Raw genomic sequence first — 16,738 nt, 5'->3', positions numbered from 1 at the left:
CTACGTGGCACGGCAGACTGCCGCCGGCCGCACCAAGAAGGAGACCATCCGGCTGCTGAAACGGGCCATCGCCCGGGAGATGTTCCGCTGCCTGACCACCACGGTCACCATCCCAGACATCGCCGACCTGCGCCCCCTGCGACAGTCGAAGAACATCACCCTCACCACAGCGGCCCGCCACTTCGGCGTCTGGCCCGCCACGATCTCCACCCTCGAACGAGGAATCCGCCGTGACGACCACCTCGCCAACACCTACCGCGACTGGCTCACCGGCGCTTGACAGCCAATAGGAGCATCAGCACCATGCGGCGTTCCTACAGGACCGGGCCGGGAGTGGCGGAGAGCGCGGTGAGGCGCGCCATCTCCTGTTCACGGAAAGTGGTGACCTCACGGCAGAGCCGGCTCATGACGAAGCTTCCGAGCGAAACGCAGAGGTCCATGCGCTGAATGCATACGCCCACCATGAACGGACCGACCGCGGCCCGGTAGAGACGGACCCCGTAGTACCCCTCATGGCAGTCACGGTCGTTGTTGAAGCGACAGTCGGCACAGGTACCGGGAAGCCGCACCCGCCGGATGCTCTTCGCGTACAGCTCCTGCCCATCGGGGGGTCGGTAACGAGTGCGCTGATCGGAAGCACCCGCAGTGATGACGCGCCTCTCGGGAACGGCGCCCAAGTGGTCCACCACTTCCTGCATAGCGGCGAGGGACCGGCCGCCGTCCTCAAGCGATACCAGCATCCGCACGACCACATCCCTCCCGAAGTCCTCCACGATGCGCAGCACCCGTTCGACATGGGTGCTGTCCGGGATCACGACGTTGGCGGACACCTTCACCCCACACCGCACTGCGACCTCGACGGTTGAGCGCAGGGCATCGAGCTTCCGCTGAGCCAGGTTCACGGAGTTGAGCCGCTTCGCCTGGACAGCGGCCAGTTCTTGAGGGGTGGTACCGAACACGCTGAGGTTGATCCGGTCCAGGCCCTCCGACGCACACGCGGGCAGCACGTCCGCGCCGTTCTCCCCGTTGGAGGTGACGCCCACCCGCAGCCCCAGTCGACGAGCGATCCTGACCAGTCCAGGAAGATCCGGGTGCAGGGTGGGCTCGCCGCCGGTCAGATGAACCTCGTCCATGGCCAGGCTTCCCCGCATGGCCGCCAGAGCAAGAGCGAAGTCCGGGTCGGCCTTGATCGTCTCGGGCAGGAAACTCGCGCCGTTCGTGGAGAGGTAGAGAGACACCCGGCCGGTTCGACCAGGCTTGCCCGTGAACTCGGCCGCCGAACGCAGCCGGTTGTCCGAGGCGACAGGAGTGCCCTCGTTGTGGCAGAAGGTGCACGCGAGGCCGCGCGCGTCGATGACTTTGACTCTCAAGGTGCTGTCCGCCACCACGGTCACCGGGACGGGAACGTCATCCTGCTTCATCGAACCACCTCCACGACGGACCGGTTCTGAGCCGGTCACCTCTTGTGTGCGCCCATCGCTCCTAGGAGAACCGCAGGTCAGAGATGCCTTCCAAGTCGATTCCGTACCGGGCGAAGACCTTGGTCGTGTTCTCGCTCGTCAACTCCGACATATCAATGGAGAGCCGTGCCGCGGCAACCTGGACGCCCTCCGCCGTATCGCCCTCGATCTCCAGGTACGAGGGGATGAGCGGCCATGAGTCGATCTCCAGCCTTACCCCGGCCAGGGCCCAGGAGTCCCGGTGGTTCTCCTGGTACGAGCGGTGTTGGATGCCCATGCGTCCCAGCAGCGCGTGAGCGGTCTCGAAGTCCCCGACTGCGGTCTCGGTCTCGCTCGTCCCGTCGATTGCGTCGGAGGTGACCTCCTTGACGCACAGGGTCGTAACTGTCCCGTCGTCGCGAAGCCGCACCCATCGCCCATCCATCGGGGGCACGGTGTCGTAGACATACCGGCGCATGAGCCGGCCCCCTCTGTGCTCACCGCCGGCGGCGGCGATCCGCGCCGCCATGGCGGCAGGGTCGACCTCCAGATACTTCGCTTCGTACTCGACGACCGGCACGGCTCTCCCGCTGATCTGCTGAAACAGGGCTCACTGCACCGGCATTTCCGACCCGGCCGGAGTTGAAGCTAGACGGATGCGGGGAGTGTTGACCACTGGATTGCACGGGATTGCAGCCGGCTTCACCGGCCGGTGGTGAACCGCCAATGACTCGCTTGACCCAGCAAGGGCCAACAAACGACGCTCAGTCACACCGAGCCGAACAAGCCGAACACCCCTCGAAGGAGCACAGCATGGCTTTACCATTCCTCGGGATCTGGCCCAATACTCCCGACGACGGTTCTCCCACCATCTGGTTGGAGGAGTCGACCGGCGACCTGATCATCCAGTCCTGGAAGGCGGACGAGGAGACTGTTCGTGCAGCGCAGGAAGTCGGTTCGATTCCCGGGCACTCCACCGACGTACCGGGCCACGAAGCGGTCATCCGACTGCCCGCCAACATGCTGCAGTTCATTCCCCGCACCGAGAACGCATCAGTTGTCACGCCGTCCCCGCCAGACGCCGACGACACTTTCACGGCGGACACGTTCAGCGAGGGGAAGTAGTGGCAACAGCGGTACGCGAGGCGCTGGCCAAGGCGCGCCAAACGGCCAAGCATCTGGAAATGCGCGACAGTTACATGCGGGACGACCCGAACTTCGTCCGCTGGCAACAGGGCCACCGCGACGACCCCTCCGATCGGGCTTCCTGGTGGCGCCCCTGGCTCGACGTGGTGGCCGCCGCCACCGCACGCGGTGTGGTGATGCGTCGGCTGCGGGTCGTTTCCGAACCCCTCAGCGACTACACGCGGTACGAGTACGACGGAACGTTCACCAACGTCGCGGCAGGTGAGGATGTGCGCTGGCTGCACCGGTCCGCCGCTCGCGACCTCCTGCTCCCGGCCTTGGACGGCTGGGTCATGGACGACCGCCTGCTGATCCTGCACCACTTCAGCGGCGAGGGGCAGTGGGCGGGCCCGGGGATGGAGATCTGCGACGACGCCCAGGCGGCAGAGCGGTACGCCCACGCTTACGACGCCGCATGGCTGCGAGCGATACCGCACGAGAAATACCGGCCCGCTTGAGTATGGACGCATGCCCCTCTCCCCATACTCCCGCGCCCAACAAGCCCGGCAGGAGCTTGCGAACCGCCTCGCCGAACTCCGGCGCGAGGCGGGCCTGACCGGCAGCGAGCTCGCGCGTCGATGCGGCTGGCACCCGTCGAAGTCCTCCCGCATCGAGAACGCCCGTACCGCGCCGACGGCCGAGGACGTCACGGCGTGGTGCGGTGCGTGCGGAGCACGGGACAGAGCGGGTGACCTGATCGCTTCGCTCCGAGCCGCGGAAGGCATGTGGACCGAGTGGCGGCGCATGGAGCGCTCAGGTCTCCGCCAAGCGCAGCTGAACCGCCTCCCCCTGTACGAGCGCACACAACGGTTCCGCGCGTACTCCTCCTGGCTCGTACCCGGCCTTCTCCAAACGCGCTCCTACACCACGGCGGTCCTCGAAGCCGTCCAACGAAGGCGCGGTCTCGTGGACGACGTCGCGGAGGCCGTGGACGCGCGTATGGATCGTCGGCGCGTACTGCACCAGGGCAACCGCCGCTTCGCCTTCCTGGTGGAGGAATCCGTGCTGCGGGCGGGTGTGGGCGGAACGCAGGTCATGTCCGACCAATTGGCGGCACTGATCGCCGCTGGTTCACTGCCCAACGTGAGCATCGGCATCGTCCCGTCCACGCCGGACCGGGAGCGCTGGCCGGTGGAAGGCTTCTGGATCTACGACACCGCACAGGTCAACGTCGAACTGGTTTCGGGCTACCTGACCGTTACGGCTCCGAGCGAGGTGACTTCCTACGCTGCGGCCTTCTCCGAACTGGCGGAATGCGCCGTGCATGGTGCGGGTGCCCGCAGATTGATCACGGCCGCGCTCAACGCGCTCGACCACCCCGACTATCACTGAGACAGGGCCGCACTACCCTGCTGAAACCAGAGCCTCCCGGAGCGCGAGGAAGCACGATGAACGAAGAGCCGCTGTCGGACTGGGCGGAACGGCGGGACGCGAAGATCGGCCGGCTTCGGGCCGTGCCGCTCGTGACCGGCGATGGCCCCAAGGGCTCCCACCTCAACCCGGACGCGCCCCGCGCCATTCAGCGGTGGAACGGGTACGCCTGGGAGCCGCACGGGACTGCGGCCAACCTCGCCGAGGCCCAGCGCCTCCTGCACCCGCGTGCAGCAGAACCGCCGACCGTGGCAGCCCCACGACCCCAGCCACTGAGGGCCGGCCGGGGCAGGCACCGTAAGCCCCGGCCGGGTGAATGATCGGGGGTGCCTCGGCCCGCGTCCCTCTTTAAAGGGAGCCGTTCTGCACGGCGGCGACGAAGGCCTGCCACTGGGCGGGGGTGAAAGTGTGCGCGCCGAGGGCGCGGTCCTTCGTGTCGCGGACTGCGTGGCGACCGGAGGCCAGAACGGCATGTTCGACGCAACCGTTGTTCGACCCGCTGTACGTGCTCTTGTGCCAGCGTGCACGTTCAAGCTCGGTCTCCGAAACTCGGGGAGCCGATTCCTCGATCATGATCTGGTGTCCTCGATGAGGTCGCGAATGTACTGCCGGGATGCGGTGGGTGACAGAGCGGCAGCGGTCAGTTCGTCCCACGCCTTGATGTACGCCTGCACATCGGGCCGCTGCTCCAGCAACGTACCACCGGTGATGTGCTCCAACCACACCACTTCCACCGGCGGATCGGCCTGCAGTCCGAAGACGGTGAACGGGGCGTACTGCTCCATCGGCAGGGCGGAATTCAGCGGCAACACCTGAATGCTGACATTCGACGACGAACCAGCTTCCAGCAGGTGGGCCAACTGCCCGGCAATCAGGTCCGGCCCACCGCCGACGCGGTGCAGTGCGGGGGCGTCGATCACGGCTCGGAGCCTGAAGCCGAGCCTGTCGCCGAGCAGTTCCTTGCGTTTCATGCGGGTCTCGACAAGGGACTCCACCTGGTCAGCCGGTGATGCGACCTCGTACAAGTGGCGCATGTACGCCTCGGTCTGGAGCAGCCCCGGAATGACCATCGGTTCGAACGTGCGGACCGCTTGCGAGTCCGCCTCCAGCATCAGGTAGTCCTTCAGGACGTCGTGGAGGAAGGGCCCCTGCCCGCTCCACCAGTCGACCTTGTGAATCTCCTTCGCCAGCCGCTTCAGGCTGGCTCGCTGCCGTCCATCCTTCACTCCGTAGAGATTGAGGAGGGTCGTCAGGTCGAGCGGGCGGATGCCTCGCTTGCCGTTCTCGATCTGGCTGATCTTCGGCTGCCCGCACTCCAGGGCCTCTGCCGCGTCCAGGACCTTGAGACCGGCGTTCAGTCGGAGCTGTCGCAGTTCACCGCCGAGTCGGCGGCTCCGCATCGTGGGCATGTCGCTCTGAGCCATGGCGCCATCTTGGAGGCCAAGCTCCCGCAGGCACAACACACTTCGGAAATTTGCACCCTCCCGAATGAAGTCACGGAGGAATACTTGCCTAAGCGATGCTTCACGCGGCACCATTTTCCCCGTGACCGACAGCACCCGACCGATCACGAACTGTCGATCAACGGGCGCATCACTCACTTCGTTCTGGAGGAACCGATGGTCGTCACCCCCGCCACCGAACCCGACCTGCCCGACTACCGCCAGGAACTCGTCGCCCGCCCCGAAACGCTCGCGATCATGCGGCGCATCGTCAGCGCGCACCTCGACCTCTGGGACCTGCGCGACCTGAGCGACGCCGCCACACTCTGCGCCCACGAGCTGCTGACCAACGTCATGCGGCACACCGGATCACCGCTCTGCACCATCACCCTGCGGCGCAGGCCGGACGGCGTCCGGGTCACCGTCAGCGACTCCGACACCCAGCCGCCCGAGCGTCGCGCACCCGAGTGGAGCGAGGAGAGCGGGCGCGGGGTCCTCCTGATCGCCGCGCTCGCGGCGCAGTGCGGCACCGTGATGCGGCGGGACGGCAAGGACGTCTGGGCCGACATCCGCGCCACACCCCCGACCCACGCCGCGTGACGCCCTCCCCTCCCCTTCCTCTCCTACCGTCCGAAAAGCACTCAGGAGCCACGGATGAACGACACGTATACGCCCGCGCCGCCCTCTCCCGTAGCCGAGCTGCGCGCCGCGCTCTGCGAGGCGGGGCTGAACGTGGGGGCCGCCGAGGAGCACGAAGCGGAAGCGCCGGGCCGCGTACGCATCGGCGCCCTCGATCACGCCGACGCACGACAGTTGGCCCGCCTGATCCGCACCGGAACCAAGCGCACCCTCAAAGCCGCCCGTTCCCTGCGGGAGATCTGCGAGGCGCACCGGATCGGCCTCCCCGGGCTGCGGGTCCGGCAGGGCCGCATCACCCTCGGCACCATCCACGTCGACGACGCGGCACGGCTGGCCCGGCTACTGGGCGCGGTGCGGCCGGCAGGGGAGCGACCGGACCACGACACCGTACGGGCGATGCTGGGCCAGGCCTTCCCGCAGGCCACAGGCGGGGGCGTCCTCACTGTCTCCGTACGGGAGGACGCCCTGAACACCTTGGAGCTCGGCGCGATCGACGCCCGCACCGCGCGACGCCTCATCAGCGCGCTGCGATTTTGAACGGCCGCCCGCTGCTGAGCAGTTCCATCCAGCATCTTCCGGCGGAGGGGCAGGCCTCACGGGGTGCGCTCCTCGGCGGGCCCCCGGCCCACCCCGCACTCCTGGTACCGTCGATCACATGTCTGCAGCTTCGTGCGCGGCCGCTTGCGCCGCAGTGACCAAGGCCCTCCGCTAGCGGCGGGGCGTCTGCTCACACATCTTCCAGGGCGTCCAGCCGCTTCGTGATCAGATCCGGGCGGCCTCTTCGTGCTGCTCGGAGCCACTTCTGAGCTACGGAGCACCTGATGTTCTCAGGCATCCTCTCTTCACGCGGGTCCTCACGCGGGCGCAGCCCGTTCCCGTCCCCCGTGCGCGCATGGCTGGTGCTGTGCGCGATGTCCATGCTGCAGTTCTTCATCGCGGTCGACGTGACCGTGGTCAACATCGCCCTGCCCTCGATCGGCGCCGACTTCGGCGTCGACGGGCACTCCCTCACCTGGGTCGTGGTCGGCTACACGGTCACCGGTGGCGGGATGCTGATGCTCGGCGGCCGGCTGGGCGACCTGCTCGGGCGCCGGCGCGTGCTGGTGCTGGGCACCGGCCTGTTCGGCGTCGCGTCGCTGCTGGCGGGCCTGGCCCCCACGTTCGGTCTGCTGGTGGTCATGCGCCTGTTGCAGGGCGCCGGGGAGGCCGTCGCGCTGCCGGCCGCGATGGCCACCATCATCCTGATGTTCCCCGAGGGGCCGCGCCGGTCGCGGGCCCTGTCCGTGTGGGCGGCGGTGGCCAGTTGCGGGCTCGTGCTCGGGTTCGTGTTGTCCGGCGTCATCACCGCTCACCTGGGGTGGCGGTGGATCTTCCTGATCTCGGTCCCGTTCATCCTGGTCGTCCTGCTGGCGGCCGTCTTCCTGGTCGGCGGCGACCGACCGGTGGCCGAGGACCGGCGGGCGCTGGACCTTCCCGGCGCGCTGCTGCTGACCGCCTGCCCGCTGCTGTTCACGTTCGGCGTGGTCGAGGCCGGTGAGCCCGGAACGTCCCCGTGGGTGGTCCCGGCGGCGCTGGCCGGGGCGGTGGCGGCCGGGATCGGGTTCGTACGGGTCGAGGCCCGCTCGCGCAACCCGCTGGTGCCGCTGTGCTTCTTCGCCCACCGCACCCGGGTCGCGGCCAACCTGGCCACGATGCTGCTGAGCGGGGCCCTGTCGACGTCGTTCCTGCTGTTCACGTTCTATCTTCAGGACCGGCTGGGCGTGGGTCCGCTGGGCGCGGGGCTGACGATGCTGCCTCTCGCGGTCTCGCTGATCGTGTTCTCCATGCTGGTGCCCCGTCTGCTGGGCCGCTGGGGCGCTCGCGCGTGCGTGCTCGCCGGCATGGGGTTCACGGCGGCGGCGATGGCCGCGATCGCGCTGGTCTCGGTCTCCTCCGCGGGCGGGGCGGCACTGGTCCCGGCCATGCTGCTGATCTCGGCCGGCATGGGGTTCGGCATCGTCGGACTCCAGTACGTGGCGGTCACCGGCGTCACCGAGGACGACGCCGGAATCGCCTCGGGCGTGCAGCGCGCCGCCGACCAGCTGGGCGGCGCGGCCGGGGTGGCGGTCTGCGTCGGGGTCGGCTTCGCGCCCACCCTGCACTCCTTCGACCCGTTCGTGGTGGCGACGCTGCTCGCGGGCGTGGGGCTCGTGACGGGTGCGGTCGTGGCCTGGCGCATGCCCGCGCCCCTGCCCGCTCCGGCGGCCGGGGCCGACCTGCGGGAGCAGGCCGGGTGAGCTGAACCCGGCCGGGTCGCGCCGTCCCGGAGTTCGGGGCGACGCGGCCCGGCGGGGTGGGGCCGGGCTGGGCTGGGCCGCAGGACGCGAAGGTCCGTCGTGCGGCCCCGTCAGGCCCACTCGACGGGGACTGCTCGTTCGAGATCACAGGAGCGCGCAAGTACCCGAGCGATACGTAGCACCATGCATGACATGGAGATCACGGCCAGCGATTTCAACCAGAGGTCCTCACAGATCCTCGCTGCGGCAGCACGCGGCGAGACCATCACCGTCACCAGGAACGGCACCGCCGTCGCGCGCGTCGTGCCCATCAGTGACGAGGACGTCCCTCCTTACCCGACCGACCCCATGGGCACCCTGCGCCTGCCCGACCTGGGCCTACCTGATCTCACCGACAGGAGATCGACCGCACGCTCAAAGGGATGGGGTCGTGAACCTGGTCGCCGTCGCCGACACCAGCGCCCCGTCCCGCCTCCAGGCGACGCCCGTGCCCGGCGCGGGCGGGGCGGGGACGGGCCCCGCACGGACAGTTGAGCACCGCTCTCCTAAACCGGTGCTCGCGGTAAGCCCGGCCCCCGCCCCCGCCCCCTCACTTCCGGTACAACGCCTCGATCTCCCCCGCGAAGTCCCGCGCGATCGCGTCCCGCTTCAGCTTCAGCGACGGCGTCAGGTGGCCCTTCTCCTCCGTGAAGTCCACCGGCAGGACCGTGAACTTGCGGATCGACTCCGCGCGGGAGACCAGGCGGTTGGCCTCGTCGACCGCCTTCTGGAGCGACGTGCGCAGGTCCTCGTCGTGGACCAGGTCCCGCAGCGGGATGTCCTCCTTCTTGGTCATCCGGCGCCAGTGCTGGAGGCCGTCCGGCTCCAGGGTGAGCAGGGCGGTGATGAACGAGCGGTTGTCGCCGACGACCATGCACTGGCTGACCAGGGGGTGGGCGCGCAGCCAGTCCTCCAGCGGGGCCGGGGTGACGTTCTTGCCGCCCGACGTGATGATGACGTCCTTCTTGCGGCCGGTGATCGTCAGGTAGCCGTCGTCGTCCAGTGCACCCAGGTCGCCCGTGGGGAACCAGCCGTCCGGCAGGAGCGCCGGGGTCACCTCCGCCCGTTCGCCGTCCCAGTAGCCCCGGAAGACCTGGTCGCCCCGCAGCAGCACCTCGCCGTCCTCCGCGATGCGTACCGACGTTCCGGGCAGGGGCCAACCGACCGTGCCCAGGCGGGGTTTGAGGGGCGGGGTCACCGTGTGGGCGGCCGTGGTCTCGGTGAGTCCGTAGCCCTCGAAGACGCCGATGCCCGCGCCCTCGTAGAACGCGGCGAGCCGGCGGCCGAGCGGGGAGCCGCCGCAGATCACGTACCGCACCCTCCCGCCGAGCGCCGCCCGGATACGGCGGTAGACCAGCGGGTCGTACAGGGCGCGGGCGGCGCGCAGGCCGAGGCCCGGGCCGGGGCCCGTGCCGTGTTCGGCGGCCTCGACCGCCTTGCCGTAGCGCTGGGCCATGCGGGCCGCCCGGTCGAACGAGGAGGCCCGGCCCATCTTCTCGGCCGTCGCCCGGCCGGTGTTGTAGACCTTCTCCAGGACGTACGGGATGGCGAGGAGGAAGGTCGCGCGGAAGCCCGCCAGGTCGGCGAGAAGGTCCTCCGTCCGGATGGACGGGGCGTGGCCCAGGCGCACCCTGGCCCGCATGCAGCCGATCGCCACCATGCGGCCGAAGACGTGCGAGAGGGGGAGGAAGAGGAGGGTGGAGGCCGGGTCCTTCGAGACCGATTTGAAGACCGGGTGAAGGAGTTCGATCGCGTTGTCGACCTCGGCGAAGAAGTTGCCGTGGGTCAGGACGCAGCCCTTCGGGCGGCCCGTGGTGCCCGAGGTGTAGATCAGGGTGGCGGGGGTGTCCGGTTCCAGGGCAGCCCGGCGGGCCGTGACCGCCGCGTCCGGGATGTTTTGGCCGAGGGACTTGAGCCGGCTGATCGCCCCCGTGTCGAACTGCCACAGGTGCGCCAGGCCGCCGAGCTGCTTGCGCTCCTGGCTGATCAGGCGGCCCTGCTCCTTCGTCTCCACCGCGCACGCCACCGCGCCCGAGTCCTGGAGGATCCAGCGGGCCTGGAACGCGGAGGAGGTCGGGTAGATGGGGACCGTCACCAGGCCGGCCGCCCAGGACGCGAAGTCCAGCAGCGTCCACTCGTACGTCGTCCGGGCCATGATCGCGACCCGGTCCCCCGCCCGCAGGCCTTCCGCCATCAGGCCCTTGGCCACCGCCAGCACCTCGGCGGCGAACTCGGCGGCCGACACGTCCCGCCACACGCCCCCGGCGTCCTTGCGGCTGAGCACCGGGTCCGACGGGGCCTGTCGGGCGTTGTCGAACGGGATCTCGGCCAGCGAGCCGCGCTCCACGGCCGGTGCGAACTTGGGTACGGAGACCTCCCGGACCCGCCCGTCGGGGCCTCGCTTCTTCGTCGGCTCGACCAGAACGGGCTTGGCTGCGGCGGCCGTTGCGGTTGCGGTTGTGGCGGCGGAGGGTGGCGTTGACACGTGCGGCTCCTCGGTTCGGGGGTCGGGCGGGTCGGTGGGCCGGGGCGGTTCGCCGGGTCGTCCGTCCGGCAGTGATGCGGCAAGAGGCGAGCGGGTCAGGGGCGTTCGAGGATGGCCGTCACCCCCTGGCCGCCCGCCGCGCAGACCGAGATCAGGCCCCGGCCCGGCGCGTCCCGTTCCGCGAGGAGCTTGGCGAGGGTGGCGACGATCCGGGCGCCCGTCGCGGCGAAGGGGTGGCCGGTGGCCAGGGAGGACCCGGCCACGTTCAGCCGGGCCCGGCCCACCGGGGCCAGGCCCTGCTTCTCCCAGGCGGCGAGGGTGGCCAGCACCTGGGAGGCGAAGGCCTCGTGGATCTCGTACAGGTCGAAGTCCTCGATGCCGAGACCGGCCCGCTCCAGCAGACGCGGCACCGCGTACGCCGGGGCCATGAGGAGGCCGTCGTCGCCGTCCACGTAGTCCACGGCCGCCGTCTCGTACAGGGAGAGATAGGCGAGCGGCTCCAGACCCCGCTCCCGCGCCCACTCCTCCGTCGCCAGCAGGACCGTCGCCGCACCGTCCGTCAGCGGCGTCGAATTGCCCGCCGTCATGGTGGGGTTGGGGCCGGAGGTCCCGAACACCGGCTTCAGTCGCGCCAGTTTCTCGACCGTCGATCCCGGGCGCAGGTTCTGGTCACGGTCCAGGCCCCGGTAGGGGACCACCAGGTCGTCGAGGAAGTCTCGTTCGTACGCGGCAGCCAGGCGCTGGTGGCTGGTGGCGGCCAGCAGGTCCTGGTCCTGGCGGCTCACCTGCCAGCGGCGCGCGGTGACGGCGGCGTGCTCGCCCATCGACAGGCCGGTACGGGGTTCGGCGTTGCGCGGGATGTCCGGGACGAGGTGGCGGGGGCGGACGGCGGCCAGCGCCCTGAGCCGGGCGGGCGTCGTCTTCGCGCGGCGGGCGGCGAGCAGGATGCGGCGCAGTTCGTCGTTGACGCCGAGCGGGGCGTCGCTGGTGGTGTCGGAGCCGCCCGCGATCGCCGAGTCGGCGGACCCGAGCGCGATGGTGTTCGCGGCGGCGATCACCGCCTGGAGGCCCGTGCCGCAAGCCTGCTGGAGGTCGTACGCCGGGGTGCGCGGGTCGAGCGCGGAGCCGAGGACCGTCTCCCTCGCCAGGTTGAAGTCGCGGCTGTGCTTGAGGACCGCGCCCGCGACGAACGCCCCGACCCGGTCCCCGGCCAGGCCGTGGCGCTCCACGAGGCCGTCGAGCGCGGCCGTCAGCAGGTCCTGGTTGGAGGCGGTCGCGTACGGGCCGTCCGAGCGGGCGAAGGGGGTGCGGCTGCCGCCGATGACCGCCACGCGGCGCGGCTGCGGCAGGGCGAGGGGAATCGACGGGCGCGGGCTCGTCACCGTGACCATCTCGTCTCGGTCGGTCCGGGACGGTGCATCTCGACCAGCTCCTGACTCTTAAGTAACCTTACTCAAGAGTAAATCTACGACCGAGCAGGGAGTCAGGACAATGGCCGATCGCTATCTGCACCTCACCGGCACAGCACCCGGCCGCTTCCTCACCCGGCGGCTCGGCCTGCCGCAGCCCGCCCCGCTGCGCCGCTGGACCCTGGAGACCCCTCGGCTGGACGGGCCGCTGCTGCACCTGACCGCCGGGACCTCGGCGATCCGGGACGGACTGGCGAAGGTGCTGGCCACGACCGGGCTCACCATCGAGGAGCGGCCGACGCGGCCCGCCGGGATCGTCCTGGACGCCACGGGGGTCGCCTCCGCCCGGGGACTCGCCGAGGTGCACGCCGCCCTCCATCCCGTCGTACGGTCGCTGGCTCCCGGTGGCCGGATCGTCGTCATCGGCACGCCGCCGACCGTAGAGGACCACCATCAGGCCGCTGCCCAGCAGGCGTTGGAGGGTTTCGTCCGGTCGCTGGGCAAGGAGGTCGGGCGGGGCTCCACGGTCCAGCTCGTGCGGCTCCCGTCCGACGCGACGCCGGATGCCGCCGAGTCCACCCTGTGCTTCCTCCTCTCCCCCCGCTCCGCGTATGTCAGCGGCCAGGTGATCGAGCTGACCGCCGCCGCCCCCGCCGCCTCCCCCGGCTCCACGCCCGACCGGTCGGCCCCGCTCGCCGGCCGCACCGCCCTGGTAACCGGCGCGGCCCGGGGCATCGGCGCGTCCACCGCCTCGGTGCTGGCCCGCGACGGGGCGCACGTGATCGCGCTGGACGTCCCCGGGGCCCAGGACGACCTGGTGCGCACGGCCGACCGGCTCGGGGCCACCGCGCTGCCGCTGGACATCACCGCCCCCGACGCCGCGGCCCGCATCGCCGCCGCCGCACCGGACGGGCTCGACGTCCTCGTCCACAACGCGGGCATCACCCGCGACCGCCGCCTGGCCAACATGCCGGCCGAACGCTGGGCCCAGGTCATCGAGGTCAACCTCGACAGCGTGCTCCGCACCACCGACGAACTCCTGGGATCGGGCACCATGAACCGGGGCGGCCGGATCGTCGCCACCGCCTCCATCGCGGGCATCACGGGCAACGACGGCCAGACCAACTACGCGGCCGGCAAGGCGGGCGTCATCGGCCTCGTCCGCTCGCTCGGCCCGCGCGCCGCCGCCGAACACGGCGTCACCGTCAACGCGGTCGCCCCCGGCTTCATCGAGACGCGGATGACCGCCGCCGTGCCGTTCCTCATCCGCCAGGCGGGCCGCCGGATGAACTCCCTCTCCCAGGGCGGGCTCCCGGCCGATGTCGCGGAGGCCGTCGCCTGGTTCGCCCACCCCGCCTCCGGCGCCGTCAACGGCCAGGTGCTGCGCGTCTGTGGCCAGAGCCTGCTGGGGGCGTGAGCCCGATGACCTCCCTCACCGCCTCGCTCGCGCGCGGGGCCCTCACCTCCCCCTTCAAGCGCGCCGGACGCCCGGACGCCACCCTGCCCCCCGGCCGCCTCACCCGCCCGGCCGCGCCCGTCGCGCCCGGGCCCCTCGCCGCGTACGGGAGGATCTGCGGGTTCCCCGAATCCGGGGCGCTGCCGCTCACGTACCCGCATGTGCTGGCCTTCCCGCTGACCATGCGGCTGATGACCGGGCGCGCCTACCCGCTGCCGGTGCTCGGGCTCGTCCACACCTGGATCGAGATCACCCCGCACCGGGCCGTGGCGCCTGCCGAGTCGCTCGAACTAACCGTCTACGCAGAGGGGTTGAGGCCACATCGGCGGGGCACTGAGGTCACGATGACGACCGAGGCCCGGGTGGGCGGGGAGATGGTCTGGGAGTCGCGCAGCGGCTATCTGTCCCGCCACCGGCAGGCGCCGCCGGGCAACGCGCCGGAGGGCCGCGCGATACCGGGCGGGGCCCCGGGCCGGGCGACAGCCGTGCAAGGCTCCGTCACCGCCGTCCCACCGGCCGCCGATGCCCTGCCCGCCCGCGCCGAGTGGCGGCTGCCCGGCAATCTGGGGCGGCGGTACGGAGCCGTCTCCGGAGACCGCAACCCGATCCATCTGCACCCGCTGACCGCCCGGCTGTTCGGCTTCCCCCGGGCCATCGCGCACGGCATGTGGACGGTCGCCCGCTGCCTGGCCGAGGCCGGTGACCCGGCCGGAATCCGTTCCGTACGGGCCGAGTTCAAGGCCCCCGTCCTGCTGCCCGCCACCGTGACGTACGCGGCCGACGCCGCCGGGAAAGCCTTCGAACTGCGCGGCCCCCACGGGCCCGCGCACCTCGTGGGATCGGTGATCCCGACGGCTCCCTAGGCGGCCGGAGGGGTCCAGGGCCGGGCCTGCATAAGGTTGCCCAGGCCCGCCCATGCGAAGTTCATGAGGGTCGCCGCGGCCTCCTTCGCCGAGACGTCCGGGGTGTCGTTGGCCCAGCCCGCCAGCGACTCCGCGGCACCCACCAGCGCCTGCGCGAGCCCCGCCACGTCCCGGTCCGCGAGTGCGGGGTCGCTGTGCGCCTCGCGGGCGGCGGCCCCGATCAGACCCGTCACGAACGCGACGATCTCGTCCCGCATGGAGCCGAGTTCACTGACGAACGGCTCCCCGTGCGAGCGCGCCTGACGGTGCAGGACCGACCAGCCGTCAGGGTTCTCGGCGGTGTGGGAGAAGAACGCCCGCAGCCCCGCCCACAGTTGGCCGTCGGCGGGCAGCCCCGGCTCCACTCCGGCCCGCACCGCCTCCAGCAGGGCGTTCGCCTCGCGGCGGATGCAGGCGGAGAACAGCTCCTCCTTGGAATTCAGGTAGAGGTAGACCAACGGCTTGGACACGCCCGCCAGCTCCGCGATCTCGTCCATCGAGGCGGCCCGGTAGCCGTGCCGGCCGAAGGTCCGCACGGCGGCGTCCATCATCTGCTGCTCGCGCACGGCGCGCGGCATCCGTTTGCTCTTCACTGCACCCACGTCCGGATCCTCCCCGCCCCCACTGCCCTGCTCCCGCCCCAGGGTACGGCGGCGCGCGGCCCTGCGTCGTGGCGAGCGATCACCGGTGGCGGGGACGGCCGGGGTACGACCGCGGGGGAGAGGCGTCATCCCCTGGTCCGACAGTGGGTCCACCCGGCGTCCGATGCGGGTTGTCCGAGCCGCCGCCTAGCGTTGCGGACATGACGATCTCCCTTCACAACAGGCCGGTCGGGGTCGCCGCCGCCGCGGCGCTCGCCCTGGCCGCTCTGGCCGCGCTGGCCACCGCCTCGCCCGCCTCGGCGTCCGGCCCGACGCCGGCCACCGCCTTAGCCCCCGCCCCCGCCTCTGCCGGCCCCGGCGACCTGGCCGCGCCGCCCCCGCCGACGCTCCCCCCGCCCACCGGCCGGTACGCCACCGGCCGCGACACCCTGCTCCTGACCGACCACGCGCGCACCGACCCATGGGTACCGGCCGCCGGGCCGCGCCAGTTGCTGGTGTCGCTGAACTACCCGGCCCGCCCAGGCACCGGCGGCGACCCGGCCCCGTACATGACGGACGAAGAGGCGCGGCTGATGCTCGCGCAGCGCGGTCTCGACGACGTCGTGCCGCCCGAGCGGGTCAGCGGCATCGGCGCCCATGCCCGTACGGCGGCCCGGCCGGCCTCGGGACGCTTCCCGCTGGTCCTGCTCTCCCCCGGCTTCGGCACGCCCCGGGCCACGCTGACCGGGCTCGCGGAGGAGCTGGCGAGCCGGGGTTACGTCGTGGCGACCGCGGACCTGGTTACGTCGTGGCGACCGCGGACCACCCGTACGAGTCGACCGGTACGCAACTGCCCGACGGGCGGGTCCTCACCTGTGCGGCCTGCGACAAGGTGGACGCGCAACCCGACCAGGCCGCGCGGCGGGAGGTCCTGGCCGACGTCTCCGCCGGGCGGGCCGACGACTTCTCGTTCCTGCTGGACCGGCTGACCGGCCCGGACCCGGCGTGGCGGCACGCCCGGACGATCGACCCGCGCCGGGTGGGCATGGCGGGCCACTCCATCGGGGGCAACGCGGCCTCCTCCACGATGGCCACCGACCGGCGGGTGGACGCGGGGGTCAACATGGACGGCACGTTCTTCGACCCGGCGCCCGCCCGGGGGCTGGACGGGCGGCCGTTCATGATGCTGGGCACCGACCCCGGGCACGGCCCCGGCGGCGACACGTCGTGGGACGACGCCTGGGACCGGCTGGACGGCTTCAAGCGGTGGCTGACGGTGCGGGACTCCGGGCACTTCACCTTCACGGACATCCCCGAGATCGGTGAGCAGCTCGGCATCGAGGACCCGGACGCGCCGCTCTCCGCCGCGCGCTCGACCACGATCACCCGGAGCTATGTGACGGCCTTCTTCGACCGGAGCCTGCGCGGCCGGCCGGCCCGGCTGCTGAACGGCCCGACCCCGGCCGACCCCGAGGTCCTCTTCCAGCGCCCCTGACCGCGCGCGAGGCCCTGGG

General features: G+C 71.2%; 18 protein-coding genes and 1 pseudogene. 12 read left to right on the top strand and 7 right to left on the bottom strand.

Going from position 1 to position 16,738, the window contains the following annotated elements; genetic code table 11:
* A partial coding sequence (locus D581_RS0134310) for a hypothetical protein (RefSeq protein WP_486585881.1) occupies positions 1 to 280 on the top strand: 280 nt, incomplete at its 5' end.
* A gap of 34 nt (positions 281 to 314) precedes the next feature.
* Here the strand turns inward: D581_RS0134310 and D581_RS0134305 are convergent.
* Positions 315 to 1,421, bottom strand: a complete 1,107-nt coding sequence (locus D581_RS0134305; protein WP_018961644.1) for a radical SAM protein — start codon at positions 1,419 to 1,421, stop codon at positions 315 to 317.
* 61 nt (positions 1,422 to 1,482) lie between these two features.
* Entirely contained in the window at positions 1,483 to 2,019 is a 537-nt protein-coding gene (locus D581_RS0134300; RefSeq protein WP_018961643.1) for a CYTH domain-containing protein, read from the bottom strand.
* Between the two features lie 233 nt (positions 2,020 to 2,252).
* Here D581_RS0134300 and D581_RS01000000138125 point away from each other — a divergent pair, with 233 nt between their 5' ends.
* The 4 genes from D581_RS01000000138125 to D581_RS0134280 are packed head-to-tail and all read left to right on the top strand — an operon-like array spanning position 2,253 to position 4,315.
* Positions 2,253 to 2,564 (top strand): hypothetical protein, encoded by a 312-nt coding sequence (locus D581_RS01000000138125; RefSeq protein ID WP_018961642.1) that lies wholly within the window; start codon positions 2,253 to 2,255, stop codon positions 2,562 to 2,564.
* Positions 2,564 to 3,082, top strand: a complete 519-nt coding sequence (locus D581_RS0134290) for a DUF6879 family protein (protein ID WP_032753513.1) — start codon at positions 2,564 to 2,566, stop codon at positions 3,080 to 3,082. Before D581_RS01000000138125 ends, D581_RS0134290 begins: the two co-directional genes overlap by 1 nt.
* Before the next feature lie 10 nt (positions 3,083 to 3,092).
* The gene (locus D581_RS0134285; RefSeq protein ID WP_018961640.1) at positions 3,093 to 3,956 is read left to right on the top strand and encodes a Scr1 family TA system antitoxin-like transcriptional regulator; all 864 of its coding nucleotides are present in this window, start codon (positions 3,093 to 3,095) and stop codon (positions 3,954 to 3,956) included.
* A 56-nt stretch (positions 3,957 to 4,012) separates the two neighbouring features.
* Positions 4,013 to 4,315: a DUF6087 family protein gene (locus tag D581_RS0134280; RefSeq protein ID WP_018961639.1), complete on the top strand. Its 303-nt coding sequence runs from the start codon at positions 4,013 to 4,015 to the stop codon at positions 4,313 to 4,315.
* A gap of 28 nt (positions 4,316 to 4,343) precedes the next feature.
* Here the strand turns inward: D581_RS0134280 and D581_RS0134275 are convergent, their stop codons facing one another.
* Both D581_RS0134275 and D581_RS0134270 read right to left on the bottom strand, forming a co-directional pair.
* The gene (locus D581_RS0134275) at positions 4,344 to 4,568 is read right to left on the bottom strand and encodes a DUF397 domain-containing protein (protein WP_018961638.1); all 225 of its coding nucleotides are present in this window, start codon (positions 4,566 to 4,568) and stop codon (positions 4,344 to 4,346) included.
* On the bottom strand, positions 4,565 to 5,419 hold the full coding sequence (locus D581_RS0134270; protein WP_018961637.1) for a Scr1 family TA system antitoxin-like transcriptional regulator: 855 nt from the start codon (positions 5,417 to 5,419) through the stop codon (positions 4,565 to 4,567). Before D581_RS0134270 ends, D581_RS0134275 begins: the two co-directional genes overlap by 4 nt.
* Before the next feature lie 195 nt (positions 5,420 to 5,614).
* Between D581_RS0134270 and D581_RS0134265 the strand changes: the two genes are divergently transcribed.
* From D581_RS0134265 to D581_RS1000000140360, 4 genes are all read left to right on the top strand, one after another.
* Complete coding sequence (locus tag D581_RS0134265; protein ID WP_018961636.1) at positions 5,615 to 6,037, top strand: ATP-binding protein; 423 nt, start codon at positions 5,615 to 5,617, stop codon at positions 6,035 to 6,037.
* A 54-nt stretch (positions 6,038 to 6,091) separates the two neighbouring features.
* The gene (locus D581_RS0134260) at positions 6,092 to 6,613 is read left to right on the top strand and encodes a hypothetical protein (RefSeq protein WP_018961635.1); all 522 of its coding nucleotides are present in this window, start codon (positions 6,092 to 6,094) and stop codon (positions 6,611 to 6,613) included.
* 374 nt (positions 6,614 to 6,987) lie between these two features.
* Complete coding sequence (locus D581_RS0134255; protein WP_018961634.1) at positions 6,988 to 8,352, top strand: MFS transporter; 1,365 nt, start codon at positions 6,988 to 6,990, stop codon at positions 8,350 to 8,352.
* 183 nt (positions 8,353 to 8,535) lie between these two features.
* Entirely contained in the window at positions 8,536 to 8,886 is a 351-nt protein-coding gene (locus D581_RS1000000140360) for a type II toxin-antitoxin system Phd/YefM family antitoxin (RefSeq protein WP_486585912.1), read from the top strand.
* A 55-nt stretch (positions 8,887 to 8,941) separates the two neighbouring features.
* Here D581_RS1000000140360 and D581_RS0134245 read toward each other — a convergent pair whose 3' ends face one another.
* Together D581_RS0134245 and D581_RS0134240 are read right to left on the bottom strand one after the other, a co-directional pair.
* Complete coding sequence (locus D581_RS0134245) at positions 8,942 to 10,876, bottom strand: AMP-dependent synthetase/ligase (protein ID WP_018961632.1); 1,935 nt, start codon at positions 10,874 to 10,876, stop codon at positions 8,942 to 8,944.
* A gap of 95 nt (positions 10,877 to 10,971) precedes the next feature.
* Complete coding sequence (locus D581_RS0134240; protein WP_018961631.1) at positions 10,972 to 12,267, bottom strand: acetyl-CoA C-acetyltransferase; 1,296 nt, start codon at positions 12,265 to 12,267, stop codon at positions 10,972 to 10,974.
* A gap of 100 nt (positions 12,268 to 12,367) precedes the next feature.
* Between D581_RS0134240 and D581_RS0134235 the strand changes: the two genes are divergently transcribed.
* Both D581_RS0134235 and D581_RS0134230 read left to right on the top strand, forming a co-directional pair.
* Positions 12,368 to 13,702: a 3-oxoacyl-ACP reductase gene (locus D581_RS0134235; protein WP_018961630.1), complete on the top strand. Its 1,335-nt coding sequence runs from the start codon at positions 12,368 to 12,370 to the stop codon at positions 13,700 to 13,702.
* 5 nt (positions 13,703 to 13,707) lie between these two features.
* Positions 13,708 to 14,604, top strand: coding sequence for a MaoC/PaaZ C-terminal domain-containing protein (locus D581_RS0134230; protein ID WP_018961629.1), 897 nt, complete (start codon positions 13,708 to 13,710; stop codon positions 14,602 to 14,604).
* Here D581_RS0134230 and D581_RS0134225 read toward each other — a convergent pair.
* Entirely contained in the window at positions 14,601 to 15,245 is a 645-nt protein-coding gene (locus tag D581_RS0134225; protein ID WP_026291160.1) for a TetR/AcrR family transcriptional regulator, read from the bottom strand. The two genes, D581_RS0134230 and D581_RS0134225, sit on opposite strands and share 4 nt — an antisense overlap.
* Before the next feature lie 200 nt (positions 15,246 to 15,445).
* On the opposite strand from D581_RS0134225, the pseudogene D581_RS1000000138770 reads away from it, so the two are divergent.
* Positions 15,446 to 16,719: pseudogene (locus tag D581_RS1000000138770) on the top strand (alpha/beta hydrolase family protein).
* The last annotated feature ends 19 nt before the right edge of the window (positions 16,720 to 16,738 follow it).

This window comes from Streptomyces sp. CNB091 (genome assembly GCF_000377965.1).
Note: the sequence above shows the minus strand (reverse complement) of the source record. Positions and strands in the feature narration are given on the sequence as shown.